This is a genomic window from Jannaschia maritima (assembly GCF_030973515.1).
Classification (GTDB): Bacteria; Pseudomonadota; Alphaproteobacteria; order Rhodobacterales; family Rhodobacteraceae; genus Jannaschia; species Jannaschia maritima.
On the sequence record NZ_JARGZA010000004.1, the window covers coordinates 234,942 to 252,152 of the forward strand.

General features: G+C 71.4%; 16 protein-coding genes. 1 reads left to right on the forward strand and 15 read right to left on the reverse strand.

The window, feature by feature from the left end:
• The first annotated feature begins 3 nt into the window (after nucleotides 1–3).
• Complete coding sequence (locus P0084_RS05470) at nucleotides 4–2,394, forward strand: peptidoglycan -binding protein (protein WP_308915801.1); 2,391 nt, start codon at nucleotides 4–6, stop codon at nucleotides 2,392–2,394.
• Nucleotides 2,395–3,130: 736 nt separating this feature from the next.
• Here P0084_RS05470 and P0084_RS05475 read toward each other — a convergent pair.
• From P0084_RS05475 to P0084_RS05545, 15 genes are all read right to left on the reverse strand, one after another.
• On the reverse strand, nucleotides 3,131–3,565 hold the full coding sequence (locus P0084_RS05475) for a molybdenum cofactor biosynthesis protein MoaE (RefSeq protein ID WP_308915826.1): 435 nt from the start codon (nucleotides 3,563–3,565) through the stop codon (nucleotides 3,131–3,133).
• A complete protein-coding gene (gene moaD, locus P0084_RS05480; RefSeq protein WP_308915802.1) occupies nucleotides 3,565–3,816 on the reverse strand; it encodes a molybdopterin converting factor subunit 1 in 252 nt (83 codons plus the stop codon). The genes P0084_RS05475 and moaD overlap by 1 nt, the downstream gene beginning before the upstream one ends.
• 4 nt (nucleotides 3,817–3,820) lie before the next feature.
• A complete protein-coding gene (gene pgsA / locus P0084_RS05485) occupies nucleotides 3,821–4,492 on the reverse strand; it encodes a CDP-diacylglycerol--glycerol-3-phosphate 3-phosphatidyltransferase (RefSeq protein ID WP_308915803.1) in 672 nt (223 codons plus the stop codon).
• Nucleotides 4,493–4,595: 103 nt separating this feature from the next.
• Nucleotides 4,596–6,476 (reverse strand): excinuclease ABC subunit UvrC, encoded by a 1,881-nt coding sequence (gene uvrC, locus P0084_RS05490; RefSeq protein ID WP_308915804.1) that lies wholly within the window; start codon nucleotides 6,474–6,476, stop codon nucleotides 4,596–4,598.
• 318 nt (nucleotides 6,477–6,794) lie between these two features.
• Entirely contained in the window at nucleotides 6,795–7,586 is a 792-nt protein-coding gene (locus tag P0084_RS05495; protein ID WP_308915805.1) for an SDR family oxidoreductase, read from the reverse strand.
• Nucleotides 7,583–8,509, reverse strand: coding sequence for a calcium/sodium antiporter (locus P0084_RS05500; protein ID WP_308915806.1), 927 nt, complete (start codon nucleotides 8,507–8,509; stop codon nucleotides 7,583–7,585). Before P0084_RS05500 ends, P0084_RS05495 begins: the two co-directional genes overlap by 4 nt.
• A 5-nt stretch (nucleotides 8,510–8,514) precedes the next feature.
• Nucleotides 8,515–8,676: a hypothetical protein gene (locus P0084_RS05505; protein WP_308915807.1), complete on the reverse strand. Its 162-nt coding sequence runs from the start codon at nucleotides 8,674–8,676 to the stop codon at nucleotides 8,515–8,517.
• Between the two features lies 1 nt (nucleotide 8,677).
• Nucleotides 8,678–9,484, reverse strand: a complete 807-nt coding sequence (locus P0084_RS05510) for a S49 family peptidase (RefSeq protein ID WP_308915808.1) — start codon at nucleotides 9,482–9,484, stop codon at nucleotides 8,678–8,680.
• Nucleotides 9,485–9,571: 87 nt separating this feature from the next.
• On the reverse strand, nucleotides 9,572–10,684 hold the full coding sequence (locus P0084_RS05515) for a flagellar basal body P-ring protein FlgI (RefSeq protein ID WP_308915809.1): 1,113 nt from the start codon (nucleotides 10,682–10,684) through the stop codon (nucleotides 9,572–9,574).
• 18 nt (nucleotides 10,685–10,702) lie between these two features.
• On the reverse strand, nucleotides 10,703–11,707 hold the full coding sequence (locus P0084_RS05520; RefSeq protein ID WP_308915810.1) for a flagellin: 1,005 nt from the start codon (nucleotides 11,705–11,707) through the stop codon (nucleotides 10,703–10,705).
• Between the two features lie 4 nt (nucleotides 11,708–11,711).
• Nucleotides 11,712–13,139 carry a FlgK family flagellar hook-associated protein gene (locus P0084_RS05525; RefSeq protein ID WP_308915811.1) on the reverse strand — a complete coding sequence of 476 codons (1,428 nt, stop codon included), beginning with the start codon at nucleotides 13,137–13,139 and terminating at the stop codon, nucleotides 11,712–11,714.
• Between the two features lie 31 nt (nucleotides 13,140–13,170).
• Nucleotides 13,171–14,580, reverse strand: a complete 1,410-nt coding sequence (locus tag P0084_RS05530; protein ID WP_308915812.1) for a flagellar hook protein FlgE — start codon at nucleotides 14,578–14,580, stop codon at nucleotides 13,171–13,173.
• A gap of 181 nt (nucleotides 14,581–14,761) precedes the next feature.
• Nucleotides 14,762–15,559 carry a flagellar motor protein MotB gene (locus tag P0084_RS05535; RefSeq protein ID WP_308915813.1) on the reverse strand — a complete coding sequence of 266 codons (798 nt, stop codon included), beginning with the start codon at nucleotides 15,557–15,559 and terminating at the stop codon, nucleotides 14,762–14,764.
• A 302-nt stretch (nucleotides 15,560–15,861) separates the two neighbouring features.
• On the reverse strand, nucleotides 15,862–16,404 hold the full coding sequence (locus P0084_RS05540) for a pyridoxamine 5'-phosphate oxidase family protein (protein ID WP_308915814.1): 543 nt from the start codon (nucleotides 16,402–16,404) through the stop codon (nucleotides 15,862–15,864).
• The coding region (locus P0084_RS05545; protein WP_308915815.1) for a lipocalin-like domain-containing protein at nucleotides 16,397–17,211 on the reverse strand (815 nt) is incomplete at its 5' end. The genes P0084_RS05545 and P0084_RS05540, both read right to left, overlap by 8 nt.

Below are 17,211 nucleotides of genomic sequence, written 5' to 3' on the forward strand. Positions count from 1 at the left end.
CCGGTGGCGCTGACCCGCCGCTCCGGCCAGCGGTTCACGGCGAACGCCTGGCCCGGCTTCGTGGACGCGATGACCGCGCTCCTGCTGGTGCTGATGTTCGTCCTGTCGATCTTCATGATCGTGCAGTTCATCCTGTCGGAAAGGATCACCGACCAGGACGCGCAGCTGGGCGACCTGTCCGCGCAGGTCGCCAGCCTGGCCGATGCCCTGGGGCTGGAACGCGCGATCACGGCGGACCTGCTGGACGACGTCGACACCGTGTCCGCCCAGCGCGACGCCCAGGCCGCCCTGGTCGCGACCCTGACCCGACAGGCGGACGGGCTGCAGGCCCGCGTGGCCTCGTTCGAGGAACAGGTCGCCACCCTGCTCGCGCGCAACACGGACCTGGCCGCCGCCCTGTCCGACACGCGGGGCGACCTGGACGCCGTCACGGACGAACGCGCCGCGCTGCAAGCCGCGCTCGCGGCGTCGCGGGGGGAGGTGGACGCCGCGGCGGAGGCCGCGCGCCTGGCCGCCGCCCGGCGCGAAGCGCTGGAGGCCCTGGTCGCCGACCTGCGGGCCGAGGGCGCGGACCGGCAGGCGTCGCTGGCTCAGGCCCTGGCCGCCCTGGACGACAGCACCGAACGCGCCGACGGCCTCGCGGCGCAGGTCTCCGAGCTGGAAGGCGACCTGTCCGACGCGGAAGCCGCCCGGCTGGCCGAACGCGCCGCCGCCGCGGCCCTGCGCGACCGGCTGTCCGACACGGAGGACCAGGTGTCGGAAGCGGAGGCGGCGCGCCTGGCCGAAGCCGCGGCGGCCGAAGCCCTGCGCGCCCGGTTGGAGGACGCGGACGCCGAACTGACCGCCATGTCCCTGACCCTGGAGGAGGAGCGCCGCGAGGCGGAGGAGACGCTGACCCTGCTCGCCGCCGCCCGCGCCGCGTCCGACGACCTGGACGCCCGCCTGGCCCTCGCCCTGGCGGAGGCCCAGGCGGCGCAGTCCCGGGCCGACGAGACGGCGGCCACCCTGGCCGCCACCGCGGCGGATCTGGACGCGGCCACGGGCGCGCTGGATGCCGCCGAGACGGACCTCGCCACCACTCGGACCGACCTGGCCGCGGCCGCCGCCGACCTGGCCGCGGCCGCCGCCGACCGGGACGCGACCGCGGCGGCGGTGGACGACCGGGACGCCCGCATCGCATCGCTGGAATCCCAGCTGGCCGACCTGCGGAACGACGCCGATAGTCTGGACGCGCGCCTGGCCTTGGCGCTGGCCGACGCGACTGCCGCGGACGACGACGCCGCCGCCCTTCGCGCCGAACGCGACACGCTCCGAGCCCGCCTGGCCGAACTGCAAGGCGACGCCGACGCCACCGCCCAGGACCGGGACGCCCTGGCCGACCGCCTGGCCGCCGCCCTGACCCGGGTGGAGGAAGCCGAGGGCGAGGCCGCCGCCGTCGGGGCCGAGGCCGCCGACCTGCGCGACCGCCTGACCGCCGCCCTGACGGACAGCATGACGGCCGGGGTGATGATCGAGGACGTCCGCGCCCGCTTGGCCGAGGCCACCGCCGCCCTGGCCGAGCGCGATGCCGCGCTGACCGCCACCGAGGCCGAGACGCAGTCCGAGCTCGACCGGCGCCAGGCCCTGCTGGCGCAGGCCCGCTCCGAGCTGGCTCAGGTCGATCGCGACCGCCTGATCGCCGAGACCCAGGCCGAGGTCCTCAACCAGCAGGTCGCCCAGCTACGCGCGCAATTGGGCGAACTCCAGGCCATCCTCGACGCCTCCGCCGCCCGCGACGCCGACGGCCCCGTGCAGATCGAGAACCTGGGCGCCGAACTCAACGCCGCGCTCGCCCAGGCCGCCGCCGACGCCCGCCGCGCCGAGCGATTAGAACGCGAAGCCCGCGCGCGGGCCGAGGCCGACGCCGCGCGCGCCGAGGCGGAAGCCGAGCGGCTGGAGGGCTTCCAGTCCCGCTTCTTCGCGGCCCTGTCCGACGTGCTCGATGAACGGGACGGCGTGGAGATCGTGGGCGACCGCTTCGTGTTCTCATCCGAGGTGCTGTTCGACCTCGGCGACGTCACCCTGCGCGAGGAGGGGCGCGAGCAGATCGCCGAGGTCGCGCAGATCATCCTGGACGTGGCCGACGACATCCCGCCCGAAGTGGACTGGGTCCTGCGCGTGGACGGCCACACCGACGACCAGGCGTTCACCAGCGACGGCAAGTACGCCAACAACTGGGAGCTGTCCCAGGGCCGCGCCCTGTCCGTCGTGCAGTACATGATCGACGAGTTGGGTGTGCCGCCCTTCCGCCTGGCGGCCACGGGCTTCGGCCAGTACCGCCCCGTCGATCCCAGGAACACCCCCGAAGCCCGCCAACGCAACCGACGCATCGAACTCAAGCTGACCGAACGATGACGCCCGCCTTGCCCTGGACCCGACCCGGGGCCCCCCGGCGATAGGCTCGTCCGGCCTGCCCCGCACATCACGTATCCCGCACCCCGGATCCGACCCGAGGCCGGCCGCTCTCAAACCCGCCCGATCCGCCTCCTGCATCACGCATCCCGCACCCCGGACTCGATCCGAGGCCTCCCGCCGAAAGGCTCGACCGGTCCACTCCGCGCATCGCGGTCCCACGTTGGGTCCGGCAAACGTCACCCATACACCGGTCCACCGCCCCCGCGCGGCCCCCCTGCCCCGCACGACCCCCCGTCTGCCGTTCCGTTTGCCCGGGGGCGGAGGGCGGGTCCCGCAGGGACGGAACGATCCGGGGGATCGTTTCGACGACCGCAGCGCGGACCGCCCGAGCGGTCCGCCGGACCACCCCCCGCACGGAACACCACCGCACGGCACCCCCCCCGCCCCAGGCGACCCCCCGTCTGCCGTTCCGTATGCACGGGGGGTGCACGGGAGGTGTACGGGGGGTGCATGGGACGACGGGCCGCAGGTCGCGATCCGTCGCATTCGACGGACCCACGCAACACCGTTGAGTCCTCAGGGAAAAATCCACATGCCCGCAATTCGAAGCAAAACGCCGGCCCGACGCACCCCGCTCGCCCCTAGAAACCGTATCCCAGGCGCAACGACACGACCGACACAGCCGAATGAACCGAAACTCCCCACGATGGGGGCTCGCGCCCGCCGCCCGACGCCCCTACCAGCGCCCCAGCGCGGCCTCGTCGTCGTCCTTCGCCGCGACCCAGTCCGCCCCATCCTCCCGCACCTCCTTCTTCCAGAAGGGCGCGCGGGACTTGAGGTAATCCATGAGGAAGTCCGCCGCCTCGAAGGCCGCGCGGCGATGGGCGCTGGCGGTGGCGACCATCATGATCCGCGCGCCCGGCGCCAGGGAACCGTATCGGTGGATCACGGTCGCGCCCGTCAGGGACCAGCGCTCGGCGGCCTGGGCGGCGATGCCCTCCAGGGCGGAACGCGTCATCGCGGGATAATGCTCGATCTCCATCCAGCGCAGCCCGCCCGCCACATCGCGCACGATGCCGGTGAAGGTCACGACTGCGCCCGCGCCGGTGCGTTCCAGCGCCGCCGCTTCCGCCGCCAGGTCGAAATCGTCCGCCTGGACCGCGACGCGGATCATCCGCCCGTCATGGGGGGGAAGAACGCCACCTCCCGCACGCCGGCCAGCGGGGCTGTCAGCTCGGTCAGCTCCTGATCGACGGCGACGCGCACCGCGCCCATGTCGGCGAAGGCCAGATCGTACCGCCCTTCGCGCGCGCGAAGCTCGGCCACAAGGTCGGCGACGGTCGCGGCCTCGGTCTCCACCACCTCGCGGCCCAGGCCGATCCGCTCGCGCAGCCATGCGAAGTAGAGCACGTCGAGCGTCACGGCGTCAGCCCCTCGGCGCGTCGCGCAGATGCGGTCGCGCCTTGGTGAAGTAGTCCCACCCCGTGATCGCCGTCAGCGCGGCGGCCACCCACAACAGCAGGGTACCGACCCACCAGGTCAACTCCTCCAGCCGGACCCAATGGTTCAGCCCGACCGTATCCTCCGCCTCGCCGGCCAGGATCGCGGCGACGGTGGCGTCGTCCAGACCCTCGACGCGGTCCAGGAACTCGTGCTGGAACACCCCCGTCGCGAACAGGATGGCGATGGCGACCATCTGCGCGGTGGTCTTCCACTTGGCCAGCTTCGTGACCTTCAGCGTCCCGGCCGCGGCGCCCAGGAACTCGCGCAGGCCGCTCACGAAGGTCTCGCGGAACAGGATGATCGTCGCCGGCAGGAGGATCCAGGGGTTCATGCCCTGGAACCCGGTGATGACCAGAAGCGCGATCACCACCATCGCCTTGTCGGCGATGGGGTCCAGCATCGCGCCGAACCGGGATTCCTGGTTGAACTCCCGCGCGATGTATCCGTCGAACCAGTCGGTCACGGCGGCCACCACGAACAGCACCAGAGCGAACCAGTCGGCCCAGGGCCGCGCGAAGAACAGGAACATGATCGCCACGCCGGGCGCGGCGGCCAGGCGCAGGACCGTCAGGATGTTGGGGATGGTCCAGTTCATTCCGGTCGATGTAGCGCGCCGCCCGGTGGCGCACCAGTGGCGACGTGCCGATCCCCGGCGGACGGCGGACCCGCTCCGGCCCGCGCCGACGTCCATCCGGGCCTCACCCCCGCTCGTGGAAATGGCGGTGGATCGTCTCGGCCATGGCTCCGCTGATGCCGTCCACCGCCTTCAGGTCGGCCAGGGCCGCCCGGCTGACGGCCTTCGCGGACCCGAAATGGGTCAGCAGCGCGCGCTTGCGGCCGGGCCCGATGCCCGGCACCTCGTCGAGCGGGCTGGCGACCAGGGCCTTCGCGCGCTTGGCCCGGTGGGTGCCTATGGCGAAGCGGTGCGCCTCGTCCCGCAGGCGCTGCACGAAATAGAGGACGGGATCGTTGCGCGGCAGGGCGAAGGGGCGCGCGCCCTGACGGTGGAACTCCTCCTTGCCGTGATCGCGGTCGACGCCCTTCGCGACGCCGATCGTGGGTATGTCACCCACGCCCAGATCGGTCAGGATCGAGGTGACCGCAGACACCTGCCCCGCGCCGCCGTCGATCAGCAGCAGGTCCGGCCACGTGCCGCCCTTGCGGTCGGGATCCTCCTTCAGCAGGCGCTTGAAGCGGCGCGTCAGCACCTCCTTCATCATGCCGAAGTCGTCGCCGGGGGTCAGCTCGTCGCCGCGGATGTTGAACTTGCGGTACTGCGACTTCTCGAACCCCTCGGTCCCGGACACGATCATCGCGCCCACCGCATGGCTGCCCTGGATGTGGCTGTTGTCGTAGACCTCGATCCGCCCGGGGGGCGCGGGCAGGTCGAAGGCCTCCGCGATGCCGCGCAGCAGCCGCGCCTGCGTGGCCGATTCCGACATCTTGCGGCCAAGCGATTCCCGCGCGTTGCGGATGGCGGACTGCACCAGATCGGCCTTCTCGCCCCGCTGGGGGACCAGAAGCTGCACCCGGCGCCCGGCCTTGGCCGACAGGGCGTCGGCCATCAGGTCGCCCTCCTCCACGCCGTGCGACAGCAGCAGCAGCCTGGGCGGCTCCCGGTCGTCGTAGAACTGACCCAGAAACGCTTCCATCACCTCGGTGGGGGACATATCGTCCGCGATGCGCGGATAGAAGTCGCGGTTGCCCCAATTCTGGTTGCCGCGCACGAAGAACACCTGGATGCAGGCCTGCCCCCCTTCCATGTGCAGGCCCACGATGTCGGCCTCCGGCACGCCCTGGGGGTTCACGCCCTGGGTGGACTGCACGTTGGTCAGCGCCTTGATGCGGTCGCGCAGGGCGGCGGCGCGCTCGAACTCCATGTCCTCGGCCGCCTCCGCCATGGCGTCGGCCAGCTTCTGCTGGATCTCCGTCGTCTGGCCGCGCAGGAAGCGTTCCGCGTCCCGCACGCTGGCCACATACTCCTCCGGCGTGACGAAGCCCACGCAGGGCGCGCTGCACCGCTTGATCTGATAGTTGAGGCAGGGCCGCGTCCGCCCCTCGAACTGGCTGTCGGTGCAGTTGCGCAGCAGGAAGACCCGCTGCAGCTGGTTCAGCACGCGGTTGACCGCACCCGCACTGGCGAACGGCCCGAAATAGGTATGCCGGTCCCCCTTGCGGCCCCGGTGCTTGCGGATCTGGGGGAAGCGATGGGACGTCGTCACCTCGATGTTGGGGAACGACTTGTCGTCGCGCAGCAGCACGTTGTAGCGCGGCTTCAGCTGCTTGATGAGGTTCTGCTCCAAAAGCAGCGCTTCCAGCTCCGAGTTGGTCGTCAGGACCATCATCGACGCCGTTTCCCCGATCATCCGCCGGATGCGCGCCGAATGGCCCTGCAGGCGGGTATAGCTGCTGACCCGGTTCTTCAGGTTGCGCGCCTTGCCGACGTACAGAATGCGCATGTCCGCATCGAGCATGCGGTACACGCCCGGGCTTCCGTCCAGCGTGCGCAGGACCCGCTTGATGACGTCCGGCCCCGTCCGCTTCGCCGTCGCCCGCTCCGTCCGATCGCCCCCGTCCATCGCCTCCCCCGATTCCGTCCTGCCGCTGCCAAGGTTCCCACCCATCCGCAAGGTGGAACAGCCTGTGAGATAGGTGGGCAGACTTGTGGATAAACCTGGGAGGGGATCCGATACCACCCTGCCCCGCATGGAAAACGATAAGGATGGGGGACGAGGGGGATATCCCGCGCGAATCGACAAACCCCTGTTTTTACTGATTCCCCAGCGAATCGAGCCCGGCGCCGCGACTGACGATCCGCGGCCCCGGCAAGGGAATCTCAGAGATGGGTTCGCGTGAGTAAGTGTCCAGTTGGACCGGGATTCGCCCTTAACGGGAGCTTACTCCACCCCCCGCACGTCCGGGGTCCGCCATCCCAGGTGCTGGCCGCCATCGACGCAGATCAGCTGACCCGTCACCGCCTTCGCACCGACCAGATAGCGCAGGGCGTCCGTCACGTCGTCCACGTCCGCGCCCCGCCCCAGCAGGGTGCCCGCGCGCTGCCCGGCGAAGTGCGCCTCGCTCTGACGATGGCCGCGCAGGGTCGGGCCGGGACCGATCGCGTTGACCCGGATGGCGGGGGCCAGCGCCTGCGCCGCGGTGCGGGTCAACGTCCACAGGCCCGACTTCGCCAGAGTATAGGTCATGAACTCCGGCGTCAGCCTGCGGACGCGCTGATCGATCATGTTGACGACGCAGGCGGTGGCCAGCGGTTCGCCGTCGGACGCCGCCGGCGGGGCCTGGCGGGCGAAGTGCTGGATCAGCGTCAGGGGCGCCCGCAGGTTCGACCCCATGTGGCGGTCCCAGGACCGTCGGTCGGCGGTGGCGATGTCGTCGTGCTCGAAGACGGACGCGTTGTTGACCAGCACGGTCAACGGGCCGCCCAGCGCATCCGCCGCGCGGCCGACCAGCGCTTCGGCGGCGCCGGGCTCCAGCAGGTCGGCCTGCAGGGCGGCCCCGCGCCGTCCGCCCCCGCGGATGGCCGAGACCGTCGCCTCCGCCCCGTCGCGGGAGGTGGCGTAATGCACGGCGACGTCGTGACCCAGTCCCGCCAGCGTCACCGCCATGGCCGCGCCCAGCCGGTCCCCGCCCCCGGTGACGAGCGCGCGGCCGACGGGGCCGCCGCCGCTCATGCCAGCACGGTCGCCATGTACGCCACGTAGAGTCCGAACAGCACCGCCCCCCAAAGGCGCGTGATGTCCCGGCGGAGGAAGACGAAGGGCACGAGCAGCAGCGTCGCCGCCAGCATCACCCACAGGTCGACCTCCAAGAACCCGGCCTCGACCGGGATGGGGCCGACCAGGACCGCGACGCCCATGATCGCCAGCAGGTTGAACAGGTTCGACCCGATGACGTTGCCCAGCGCCACGTCCGCATGGCGTCGGATGGCGGCCATCACGGTCGTGGCCAGTTCGGGCAGGGACGTGCCGATGGCCACCAGGGTCAAGCCGATCACCGCCTCGCTGACGCCGAAGGCCAGCGCGATCTCGGTCGCGCCGCCCACCAGCAGGCCTGCGCCCAGGGGCAGGCCGATCAGGCCCATCACCAGGAACGCCCCGACCTTCCAGCCGGCCATCGCGTCGTCGGCCCCCTCCACCTCCGCGTCCTCCTCGCGGGACGACAGGAAGGTGGACAGCAGGATGGCGGTCAGGACGACCAGAAGGACGATCCCGTGCCACCAGACCAGCACGCCCGTGAAGCACAGGCCGATGAACAGGCTCGTCGCCCCGAGCATCAGCAGATAGTCGCGCCTGACCTCGCACGCGCCGGTGTGCATCGTGGCGATCAGCGCGGGCACGCCAAGCACCAGCAGCACGTTCGCCGTGTTCGATCCCACGACGTTGCCCAGGGCCAGGCCCGGGGCGCCGTCCAGGATGGCCTGCACGCTGACCAGCAGTTCCGGGGCCGACGTGCCGAACGCCACGACCGTCAGGCTGACGACCAAGGCGGGCACGCCCAGTCGCAGGGCCAGGTTGACCGCCCCCTTGACCAGCGCGTCGCCCGCGAAGATCAGCAGGACCAGGCCCAGGCCGACCTCGATCCATTCCATCAGCATCGCCGCTATCCCTTCCCGCAGGGGCAGGCGCCGCGTCCGATGCGCGGCGTCCCGCAGGCGCGGCACTTGGTCCGGGCCAGCGACTTGGGCAGGCGCAGGCGCAGGCGTCCGAACATCGCCAGCACGGCGATGCCGATCAGGAACAGGGTGACGATCTTCAGGATCACGTCAAAGGCCGTAGCGCGCGCGCATCGCGTGTTCCCGAACCACGTGGGACGCGGCCTCCGCCGCCTCCGCGGCGATGCCGGGCATCAGCCGGGCCAGGAGGGGTCGCCGACGCGCGAGCACCCGGAACCGGATGTCCTCGCCGTACAACTCCTTCAGCTTGGGCGCCATGTGCGCGACCCCGTCCACCAGGCCGGCCGCCACGCCCTCGTCGCCCACGAAGATCTCGCCGGTGAACAGGTCGCGGTCCTCGACCAGACGGGCGCCGCGGCGGGTGCGGACCTGATGCTTGAACGCATCGTGGATCTTGGCCTGCAACTGCTTCAGCCGCGCCACGTCCTCCGCGCGCTCTGGACGGAAGGGGTCCAGGATCGACTTGTCCTCCCCCGCCGTGTGAACGCGCCGCTCCACCCCCAGCTTGCCCAGGGCGTCGACGAAGCCGAAGCCGGCGCTGATGACGCCGATGGACCCGGTGATCGAGCTGTCGTCGACCCAGATGTCGTCCGCGGCGGTGGCGATCCAGTATCCCCCCGACGCGGCCACGTCCTCCACGAAGGCGTGGACCGGCAGTTCGGTCTCGTCGGCCAGGCGGCGGATGGCGCCGCCGATCAGGGACGACTGCACCGGCGACCCGCCGGGCGAGTTGATGCGCAGGGCCACCGCCTTGGCGCCCTTGGCCTTGAACGCGCGCACCAGCAACGGTCCGACGCTGTCGATGCTCAGACCCCCGCCGCGGATGTTGGCGGCGATCACGCCCGACAGCGACACGACGGAGACGAACGGCTTCTTGCGGAGGGAAGGCAGTTTCATGGGCGCGATGTAGAGCCGCGGACGAAGGGTCACAAGGCGGGGCCGGATCTGCGGCGGCCGGGGACGCGACGCCCCCGAGCCGGAAGGCTATCGCACGACCAGCTCCGCATGCAGCGCGCCGGCGGCCTTGATCGTCTGCAGGATGTCGATCATGTCGCGCGACGATACGCCGAGCGCGTTCAACCCGTCGATGACCTGCGCCAGCGACGTGCCGCCCTGGACGATCGACAAGCCCGGGCCCGCCTCCTCCGCGATGCCCGCGGCGGTGCGCGGGACGACAACGGTGTCCCCGTCGGCGAAGGGGTTGGGCTGCGACACGAGCGGGGCCTCCTCGACGCGCAGGGTCAGATTGTTCTGGCTGACCGCGACCTCGCTGATGCGGACGTCGGACCCCATCACGATGGTCCCGGACTTCTGGTCCACCACGACCCGGGCGCGGCGCTCCGGCGCGATCTCCAGGTTCTCCAGCCGCGAGATCAGGTGCGCGGGCGACGGCACGCCGCTGCGCGCGACGTCCACCACGACGGTGCCCGCGTCGGTCATCACCGCCGCGCCGGTGCCGACGGCCCGGTTGATGACGGCCTCGATCCGCGCGGCGGTGGTGAAGTCGGCCTCCCGCAGGGCCAGCCGCATCTGCGACATGTCCGCGAAGGTGAAGTCCACCTCCCGCTCGACCCGCGCGCCCGAACTGATGATCCCCGCCGTGGGGACCCCTTCGGTGACGGTTGCGGCGTCCCCGCCGGCGGTCACCCCGCCCGACACGACCGTGCCCTGCGCCACCGCATAGACGTCGCCGTCCGCGGCGGTCAGCGGCGTCATCACCAGGGTCCCGCCCAGCAGGCTCTCGGCGTCGCCGATGGCGGATATGGTCACGTCGATGCGGCTGCCGGTGCGCGCGAAGGGCGGCAGGACGGCGGTGACGATCACCGCGGCCACGTTCTTGGGCCGGGACTGCTCGCCGGTCACGTTGACGCCCATCCGTTCGAGGATCGACGTCATGATCTCCTCGGTGAAGGGCGCGTTGCGCAGCCCGTCCCCCGTGCCGTTCAGCCCCACCACCAGGCCGTAGCCGACCAGGTCGTTGCCGCGCACCCCGCCGAAATCGACCAGGTCCTTCAGGCGGATGCCCTGCGCCGTGGCGGTCAGGGGATGGATCAGTGCGATCAGGAGGATCAGCGCCGTTCTGGCGATGCGACCCATATGGCGTCTCCGGTGTGGTTAGAGATAGTCGGTCAGGCGCAGGCGGGACAGGCGCGCGGTCAGCGTATAGACGGTCTCCAGCCGCGCGGTCTCCTCCTCCAGGCGAACGGCCGATCCGTAGGGATCCGCGCCGATCAGGTCGCTGCGCCGCCGCTCCGCGTCCGCGCGGTCGCCGGCCAGGCGGTCGGCGGCCATCTGCAGGCGCGACTCGACCTCGCCCACGCGGGCGCGGACGTCGATGGCGGCCTCCTCCACGTTGGACAGGCCGGACTGGAAGCGTCCGCTCAGGGCGACGCGCACGTCCGCGGCCGGCACGTCCGACGACGCGGCCGCGTAGATCTGGCCCAGCCCCTCGAAGATCCGCATCATGTCGGGGCTCGTCGCCGTGACGTCCCAGGCCACGGTCTCGTCGGGGCCGGTGTGCAGCGACAGCGAGCCGGGCGTCCCGGCGGTGACGTGGTTCGCCGCGAACCCGCCGCCCGCGGCGAAGAAGGCGGTGACGGTGGCCTCCACCGCGACCGGGTCGGTCATGCCCGCCACGGCGGCGTCGAGCGCGGCCACGACGTCGGCTCCGGCGTCCAGCGGCCCCGCATCCGCGCGGCCCGCGCCGAAGACGGACCGTCCGTCCGACCGGGCGCCCATCGCGTCGATCGCGCGCGTCAACGCCTGGCCCGCATCGTCCTTCAGGCGGTCCAGGTCGGGCTCCGCCCCGCCGGAGATGCCGGGCTTGAGCACCTCGCGCAGCGCGCCGACGTCCATCATGATGCGGTCCACCGCTTCGCCGCCGCGCTGGGCGTGGCGCTGGCCCGCACCCACGGCGAGCGCCAGGCTCTCGTTCAGGGCGATGTCGCGTTCCGCGTCGGCCAGGGCGCTGAAGTCGTGGCGCACGGCGGCGCCGGCATCGGCGATCCGGCCCGTGGCCAGTTGCTGCGACAGGACCTTGATCTGGTCGCGCGTGTCCCGTCCGGGACCGGACAGCGCGTGGACCAGCGAGGTCGGCAGCCCGAGGTTGGAGAAGGTCATCGGCTCAGATCCTCGTCAATCGGTCCATCATCTGGTCGACGGCCTCCACCACCTTGGCGGCGGCGGCATAGGATTGCTCGACCTCGATCAGGCGTCGCATCTCCTCGTCGATGTCGACGTCGTTCTCCGCATCGCGCGAGCGGGCGGCGTTGGCGGCCGCGACGCTCAGGTCGCGGTCGGTGGAGGCCTGCCCGCGGGCGTGGCTGAACAGCGACTTCAGCGCGGCGGCGTGCCCGTCCAGGTCGCGCGGCGCGGCACCCAGGGTGGCGTTCTGCGGCGCCGCCAGGTCGGTGAACGCGTCCAGCATCGTTTCCAGGTTGCCGGGCGCCGCGGCGGGGTCGGGGGCCGTGGGCACCAGGCCGTCGCGCAGCTTCCAATGCGTGCCGGGGCTGTCGCCGCGATAGGGGGCGTTGACCTCCAGGGTCCCCGCCAGGCCCGCGCCACCGGCGGGGACGCGACCATCCAGGAACAGGGCCGGCGCGCCGCGCGCGGGGTCCTGCGACACGGCGAACCGTCCGACCAGCTCATCGGCGAAGGCGTCCAACTGCGTCTGCGCGTCCACCGTGGCGACGTCGCGGACGTGGAACAGGGCTTCCAGCCGGCCGCCGCCCACATGCCCGAAGCCACCCTGCGCGGACACGTCGTGGCCGAGCACCTGCAGGCCCTTCAGGCCGTTGCCCAGCGTCCGGTCCGGCGTGACGTCGGCGGTCTGCGCGAACGTCACCTCCTTCGCGCTGCCGTCCAGGAGGATCTGCCCCCCCTTGCTGACGATCGCCACCGCGCCGAAGTCGCGCGGCAGGACCGTGATGTCGACCTGCTGGGCGATGCGGTCCAGGACCAGCGTGCGCTGATCCTCGAAGGTCGCCGTCTCGCCGCCCACGGCGGCGTGCTGCACGATCTTCTGGTTCAGGGTCACCACGCTGTGCAGGTCGGCGTTCAAGGACGCGACCTCGCGCCCGATCCGCACCTCCGTTTCGCGGCGGATGTCCTGCACCTCGCGCGCCGCCGCGTTGATGCCGTCGGCCACGCCCTCCGCCGCGGCGGACACCGCCGCCAGCCGCTGGGCGGAGCCGGGCTGCGTGGTGGCGTCGAACACGGCGCCTTGCAGCGCGGTCAGCCGGCCGGACAGCGAGGCGGGGTCCCCGGGCTCGCCCAGGGCGGCGTCGATGCGGTTCCAGAAGCCCGTCTTGACGTCGGCCCGGGCCTCCCGGCCCTCCGACTCGCGGCGCAAGGTGGTCGAGACGGTGTTCTCGTTGCGGATCACCTCCGTCCGGCTGCCGGGCACGTGGGGCGAGATGGGGGTGACGTCCAGCGACCGGCGGGCGTAGCCGGGGCGCCCGGCATTGGCCACGTTCGTCGCCACGACCTCCGCCCGCTTGGACGCGATGCCGAGGCCGTTGACGGCGTTCGTCAGTGCGAGGGACAGGGACATGGCGGAACGACCTTTCTAGGGGGTGCCGGGATCAGCGCTTGATGTTGGTGGTTTCCTGCAGCATCTCGTCGACGGTCTGGATGACCTTCGCGTTCGAGTTGTAGGCCCGCTGCGTCTGGATCAGGGCGGTCAGCTCGCCCGCGACGTCGGTGGCGCTCTCCTCGCGGGCGAAGCCCACGATGTCGCCCACGGGACCGTCGCCCGCGTCCCACAGATAGAACGCGCCGGACTCGCCCGAAACCTGGTAGGTCTGGTTCGGCAGGGCCGCCAGGCCGTTCGCGTTCGGCACGTCGATGATCGGCACCTGATAGATGACGCGGCTGAAGCCCGTGTCGTAGATCGCGTGCAGATAGCCGTTCGCGTCCGCCTCGATCGTGGCCAGGTTGCCCACGGGGCTGCCGTCCTTCGTGATGGAGACGGGGGCGAAGACGTCCGACAGCTGCGACAGGCCGCGGGCGACGCCGGGCCGGCCGATGTCCAGCTCGACCTGGGCCGCGGGCGCGGCGATCTGCAGCGTGATCAGGCCGGTCTGGGCGTCGTAGGCGCCCTTGAACTGGTTGCCCGCCGTGACCGGGTCGGTATCGACGGGGGTGACCGTCTTGATGGTGCCGCCCTGCGTGGTGGTGTCGTCGAACTGGATCTCGAACTTGCCGGCGACCTCGTTCGTCTCCTTCTGGACGACGGTCATCAGCCACTTGTTCGTGTTCGTGTCCGTCGCCGTGGCCGCGTGGTACGGCTCGAAGGCCACGTCGAAGTTCAGGGTCTCGCCGAGGTTCCCGAAGTATTCCAGCTGCATCGAGATCGGATCGCCCAGCTCCTCCTTCGGGGTCACCGGGTTGGGGCCGGGGTTGGGGTTTGGGATGACCGTCGCCTTGGCCGGGTCGTGCGCCGTGATCGAGGCGGGCAGGTTCACGCCGAGGTTGATGCGCGTCGTCGCGTCGCCCTCGTACTGGTTGGCGTCCACGCGCACGGGCTCCAGGTCGGTGGCCGTGTCCCGCGCGACCGCGCCGATCTCGCCGTCCTGCGTGGCGGGCCACCCCATCAGGACCTGGCCGCTGTCGGTCACCAGATAGCCGTTGGCATCCGGCTTGAACGATCCCGTGGTGGTCATCCGCAGGGGCACGCCGCCGCCGGACAGCGATTCGACGGACGAGATGGGCGTGACCGGAAGGAAGCCGCGTCCGCCGATGGCGAAGTCCGTTGGGTTCGCGGTCGTGATCAATGTGCCGCGCTGCGTGACCTCGCGGCCCGTCGTCACGCGCACGCCGCCGGCGGAATAGGTGCCGCGCGACTGGTCGATGACCAGGCTGTGGAAGTCCGCGACCGCCCGCTTGTACCCATAGGTCGAGCTGTTGGCGATGTTGTCCGAGATCGTGGCCAGCTTCGTGGAGTTCACGTTCAGGCCCGTGACGCCGGCGTTCAGCGAGGAGGAGATCGTCATGTCGTCCCTTTCGTCTTCCTTGGGCCGGCCCTGGGTGGGGGTCCGGCCAGCCGCACGCCCGTTCTGGGGTGCGCGGCGTCCGAATCGTGCCCTGTGTCGGGCGCGGGGGGTTAAGGGCGCGCTAACGGCGCCCGGCGGGGTTGCATCGCAATCGAGCGATGGACGGCGGGGCGGTCGGGCGTCACGCGCCGTTCCGCAGCAGGATGATCTCGACGCGATTGTTGCGCGGATCGATCGCGGGGTCGGTGGATGGGCTGCGGTCGCCATGCGACGTCACGCGGCGCAGGCGCGCGGGCTCCAGTCCCGCGGCGACGATCAGGCGGCGCAGGGCGTCGGCGCGGTCGCGCGACATCTCCCAGACCGGCACGGCGCGCTGGACCAGGGGGGCCCGCGCCATGTGCGCGGCCAGGGCCACGCCGCCGTCGGCGCGGTCCGCCTCCTCCACGACGGTGGCGATCAGACGCTCCATCAGGGGGGTGGGCGTGGCGCCGTCGCCTTCGAACAGCTCGGATCCCGGCAGGTCGAACAACTCGATCACCAACCCCTCGTCGCTGATGCGCGCGGTGACGTTGCGACGCGCCAGATCCTCGATCACGCTGTCCCCGCCGCGACCGAGCACGGCGGCCATGACCTCGGCCAGCTCCGCGTCGGCGCCGTCTCCGAACCCCTGCAGACGGCTTTCGGTCAGGCCGCCGGTGCCGGCCTGCAGCTCGATTTCGCCCGCCATGATCGTTTCGCCGCCGAAGGCGCCCTCGCCCCCGCCGGACACGCGGGCCAGCGGGATGGTCGGGTTGAAGTAGTCGGCCAGACCCTTGCGCTGCGTCTCCGTCGTGGCGTTCAGCAGCCACATTAGCATGAAGAACGCCATCATCGCCGTCACGAAATCGGCATAGGCGACCTTCCATGCGCCGCCGTGATGGCCGCCGGCGGAGACCTTCTTCACCTTCTTGATGATCGGGCGCTGGTTGGAATCGCTCATACCCCGTCCCTAGGGACCAAGGGTGAACGGAGGGTTATGGCCGGTCGCGCCCGGCGAATCGCCGATCCGTCCGACGCGGAGCAGACGCGCAGCAGACGGATCGCAGACACGGGTGTCGCCCGCTCCGCGCCGGTCCCACGCATCGAAGGATCGTCGGAACGGGACGCCGGACCCCTGTATCGCCTAGCGATCGACCGACTTGCCCCGGACCCCCGCTCCCCGTCAAACTGGTCCCACCAAACGCCCCGCGCAGCACCCAGCCCAAAGACGTCACGCTGCACCGCAGCATCGGATCGCGGGCGTCAGGGCGCGACCCAACCCCAGGTCCCGTCCCGCCACTGCGCACGGCGATGCGGATCGCCGGCCAGCCAGACCGCGTCCATGGCCACGATCGTTCCACTCAGGGCGGCGAACCGCTCGATCGCGGGATCGCGACCGTAGGCTTCGGGTTCCGCCAACGCCGTACCCGGCTGGGGCGTCGTGCCGTAGTTGCCCCGCGCGACATCCGGCACGGCGGCCCAACGGATGGGGTCTGCCGGGATCACCTCCATCCGCAGCGTCAGGCGCAACTGCTCCTGCGTGCCCCCGTCCCACAGCAGCAGGGACGCGCGGGAATCGGCGCGTAGCTCATCCACCTTCGGCGTCCGGGCGTCGGTGTGCACCTCCACCGATGCGGCCTCGCGGTCCGCGCCGCGCAGCCCGACCATCCGCATCTGCGGTCCCGCCGCGTCCAGCGTGCCCAGCGTCACGATCCGCCAAGGGTCGTCGGACCGCGCCACCGCGCGCGCCAGCCGCGCCCAGACGTGGTCGTCCAGCGCCGCCAGGTCGCGCCAGCCGCTAGTCATAGCCCGTCATCTCCAGATAGCCGCGCCCCGGATGGCTGCCCGTCGCCACGACCGGCCCTTCCCAGTACGGGAACAGCGTATCCTGCCAGGATTGCGGGTTCACCGCCTCCACCGCGACGTCGACGCCGCGCGACGGCAGCTCCAGCCGCCAGGACGTCGGCACGTCGCGCCCGTCCACGTCACTCACGACCTCCTCCGTCAGGACGAGGTCGCCATAGATCGCCTCGACGGCCCCGTCGGGTTCGATCCAGCTGGCATAGGTGAACGGGTCCCCGCCCCGCAGACGGAACGCCATCAGGCGATGCCCGTCCTCCAGGTGCAGGCTGAACCAATCCCAGCCCGTCTGGTCCCCTTCCAGGGGCTGCGACGACCATTCCCGGTCCAGCCATCCCTGCCCCGTGACCGCGACCGGCCCATCCGGCAGGTCCAGTGTTCCGTTAACCGCATAGAAGGGTTGGCTGTAGTAGTAGCTGGCCTGTCCCGTCGCGGACTTGACGCTGAACCCGTCCTCGCCGTGCCGGACAAGCGGCCCCTGCGCGGTCAGGGTCAGATCATAGCCAGCCTCGGGCCCGCCCGCCTGCAGGCGAAGATCGTCCAGGGACGGCCCCGCCATGGTCCAGTCGTCGATCCAGGCCTCGAACGGATCGGCCACGTCACCCGCCTGTCCCACGTCGCCGCGGGCCAGCCGTTCGCCCGGATAATGCGCGTCGGGCGTCGTCACGCCCGGATGCCCCATCCAGACCTGCGGACCCGTGGGCGTCTGCGGGGACCGGAACAGCGTCCACTGCACCCCGTAGGTCCGCCCGT

What these genes read in the sequence shown, in the direction of transcription:
- P0084_RS05500 (WP_308915806.1), bottom strand. Translation starts at nt 8,509, where the DNA reads ATGCTGATGGAATGGATCGAGGTCGGCCTGGGCCTGGTCCTGCTGATC.
- uvrC (WP_308915804.1), bottom strand. Translation starts at nt 6,476, where the DNA reads ATGGACGGGGGCGATCGGACGGAGCGGGCGACGGCGAAGCGGACGGGG.
- P0084_RS05535 (WP_308915813.1), bottom strand. Translation starts at nt 15,559, where the DNA reads ATGAGCGATTCCAACCAGCGCCCGATCATCAAGAAGGTGAAGAAGGTC.
- P0084_RS05525 (WP_308915811.1), bottom strand. Translation starts at nt 13,139, where the DNA reads ATGTCCCTGTCCCTCGCACTGACGAACGCCGTCAACGGCCTCGGCATC.
- P0084_RS05495 (WP_308915805.1), bottom strand. Translation starts at nt 7,586, where the DNA reads ATGAGCGGCGGCGGCCCCGTCGGCCGCGCGCTCGTCACCGGGGGCGGG.
- P0084_RS05540 (WP_308915814.1), bottom strand. Translation starts at nt 16,404, where the DNA reads ATGACTAGCGGCTGGCGCGACCTGGCGGCGCTGGACGACCACGTCTGG.
- P0084_RS05510 (WP_308915808.1), bottom strand. Translation starts at nt 9,484, where the DNA reads ATGAAACTGCCTTCCCTCCGCAAGAAGCCGTTCGTCTCCGTCGTGTCG.
- P0084_RS05515 (WP_308915809.1), bottom strand. Translation starts at nt 10,684, where the DNA reads ATGGGTCGCATCGCCAGAACGGCGCTGATCCTCCTGATCGCACTGATC.
- P0084_RS05520 (WP_308915810.1), bottom strand. Translation starts at nt 11,707, where the DNA reads ATGACCTTCTCCAACCTCGGGCTGCCGACCTCGCTGGTCCACGCGCTG.
- pgsA (WP_308915803.1), bottom strand. Translation starts at nt 4,492, where the DNA reads ATGAACTGGACCATCCCCAACATCCTGACGGTCCTGCGCCTGGCCGCC.
- P0084_RS05530 (WP_308915812.1), bottom strand. Translation starts at nt 14,580, where the DNA reads ATGACGATCTCCTCCTCGCTGAACGCCGGCGTCACGGGCCTGAACGTG.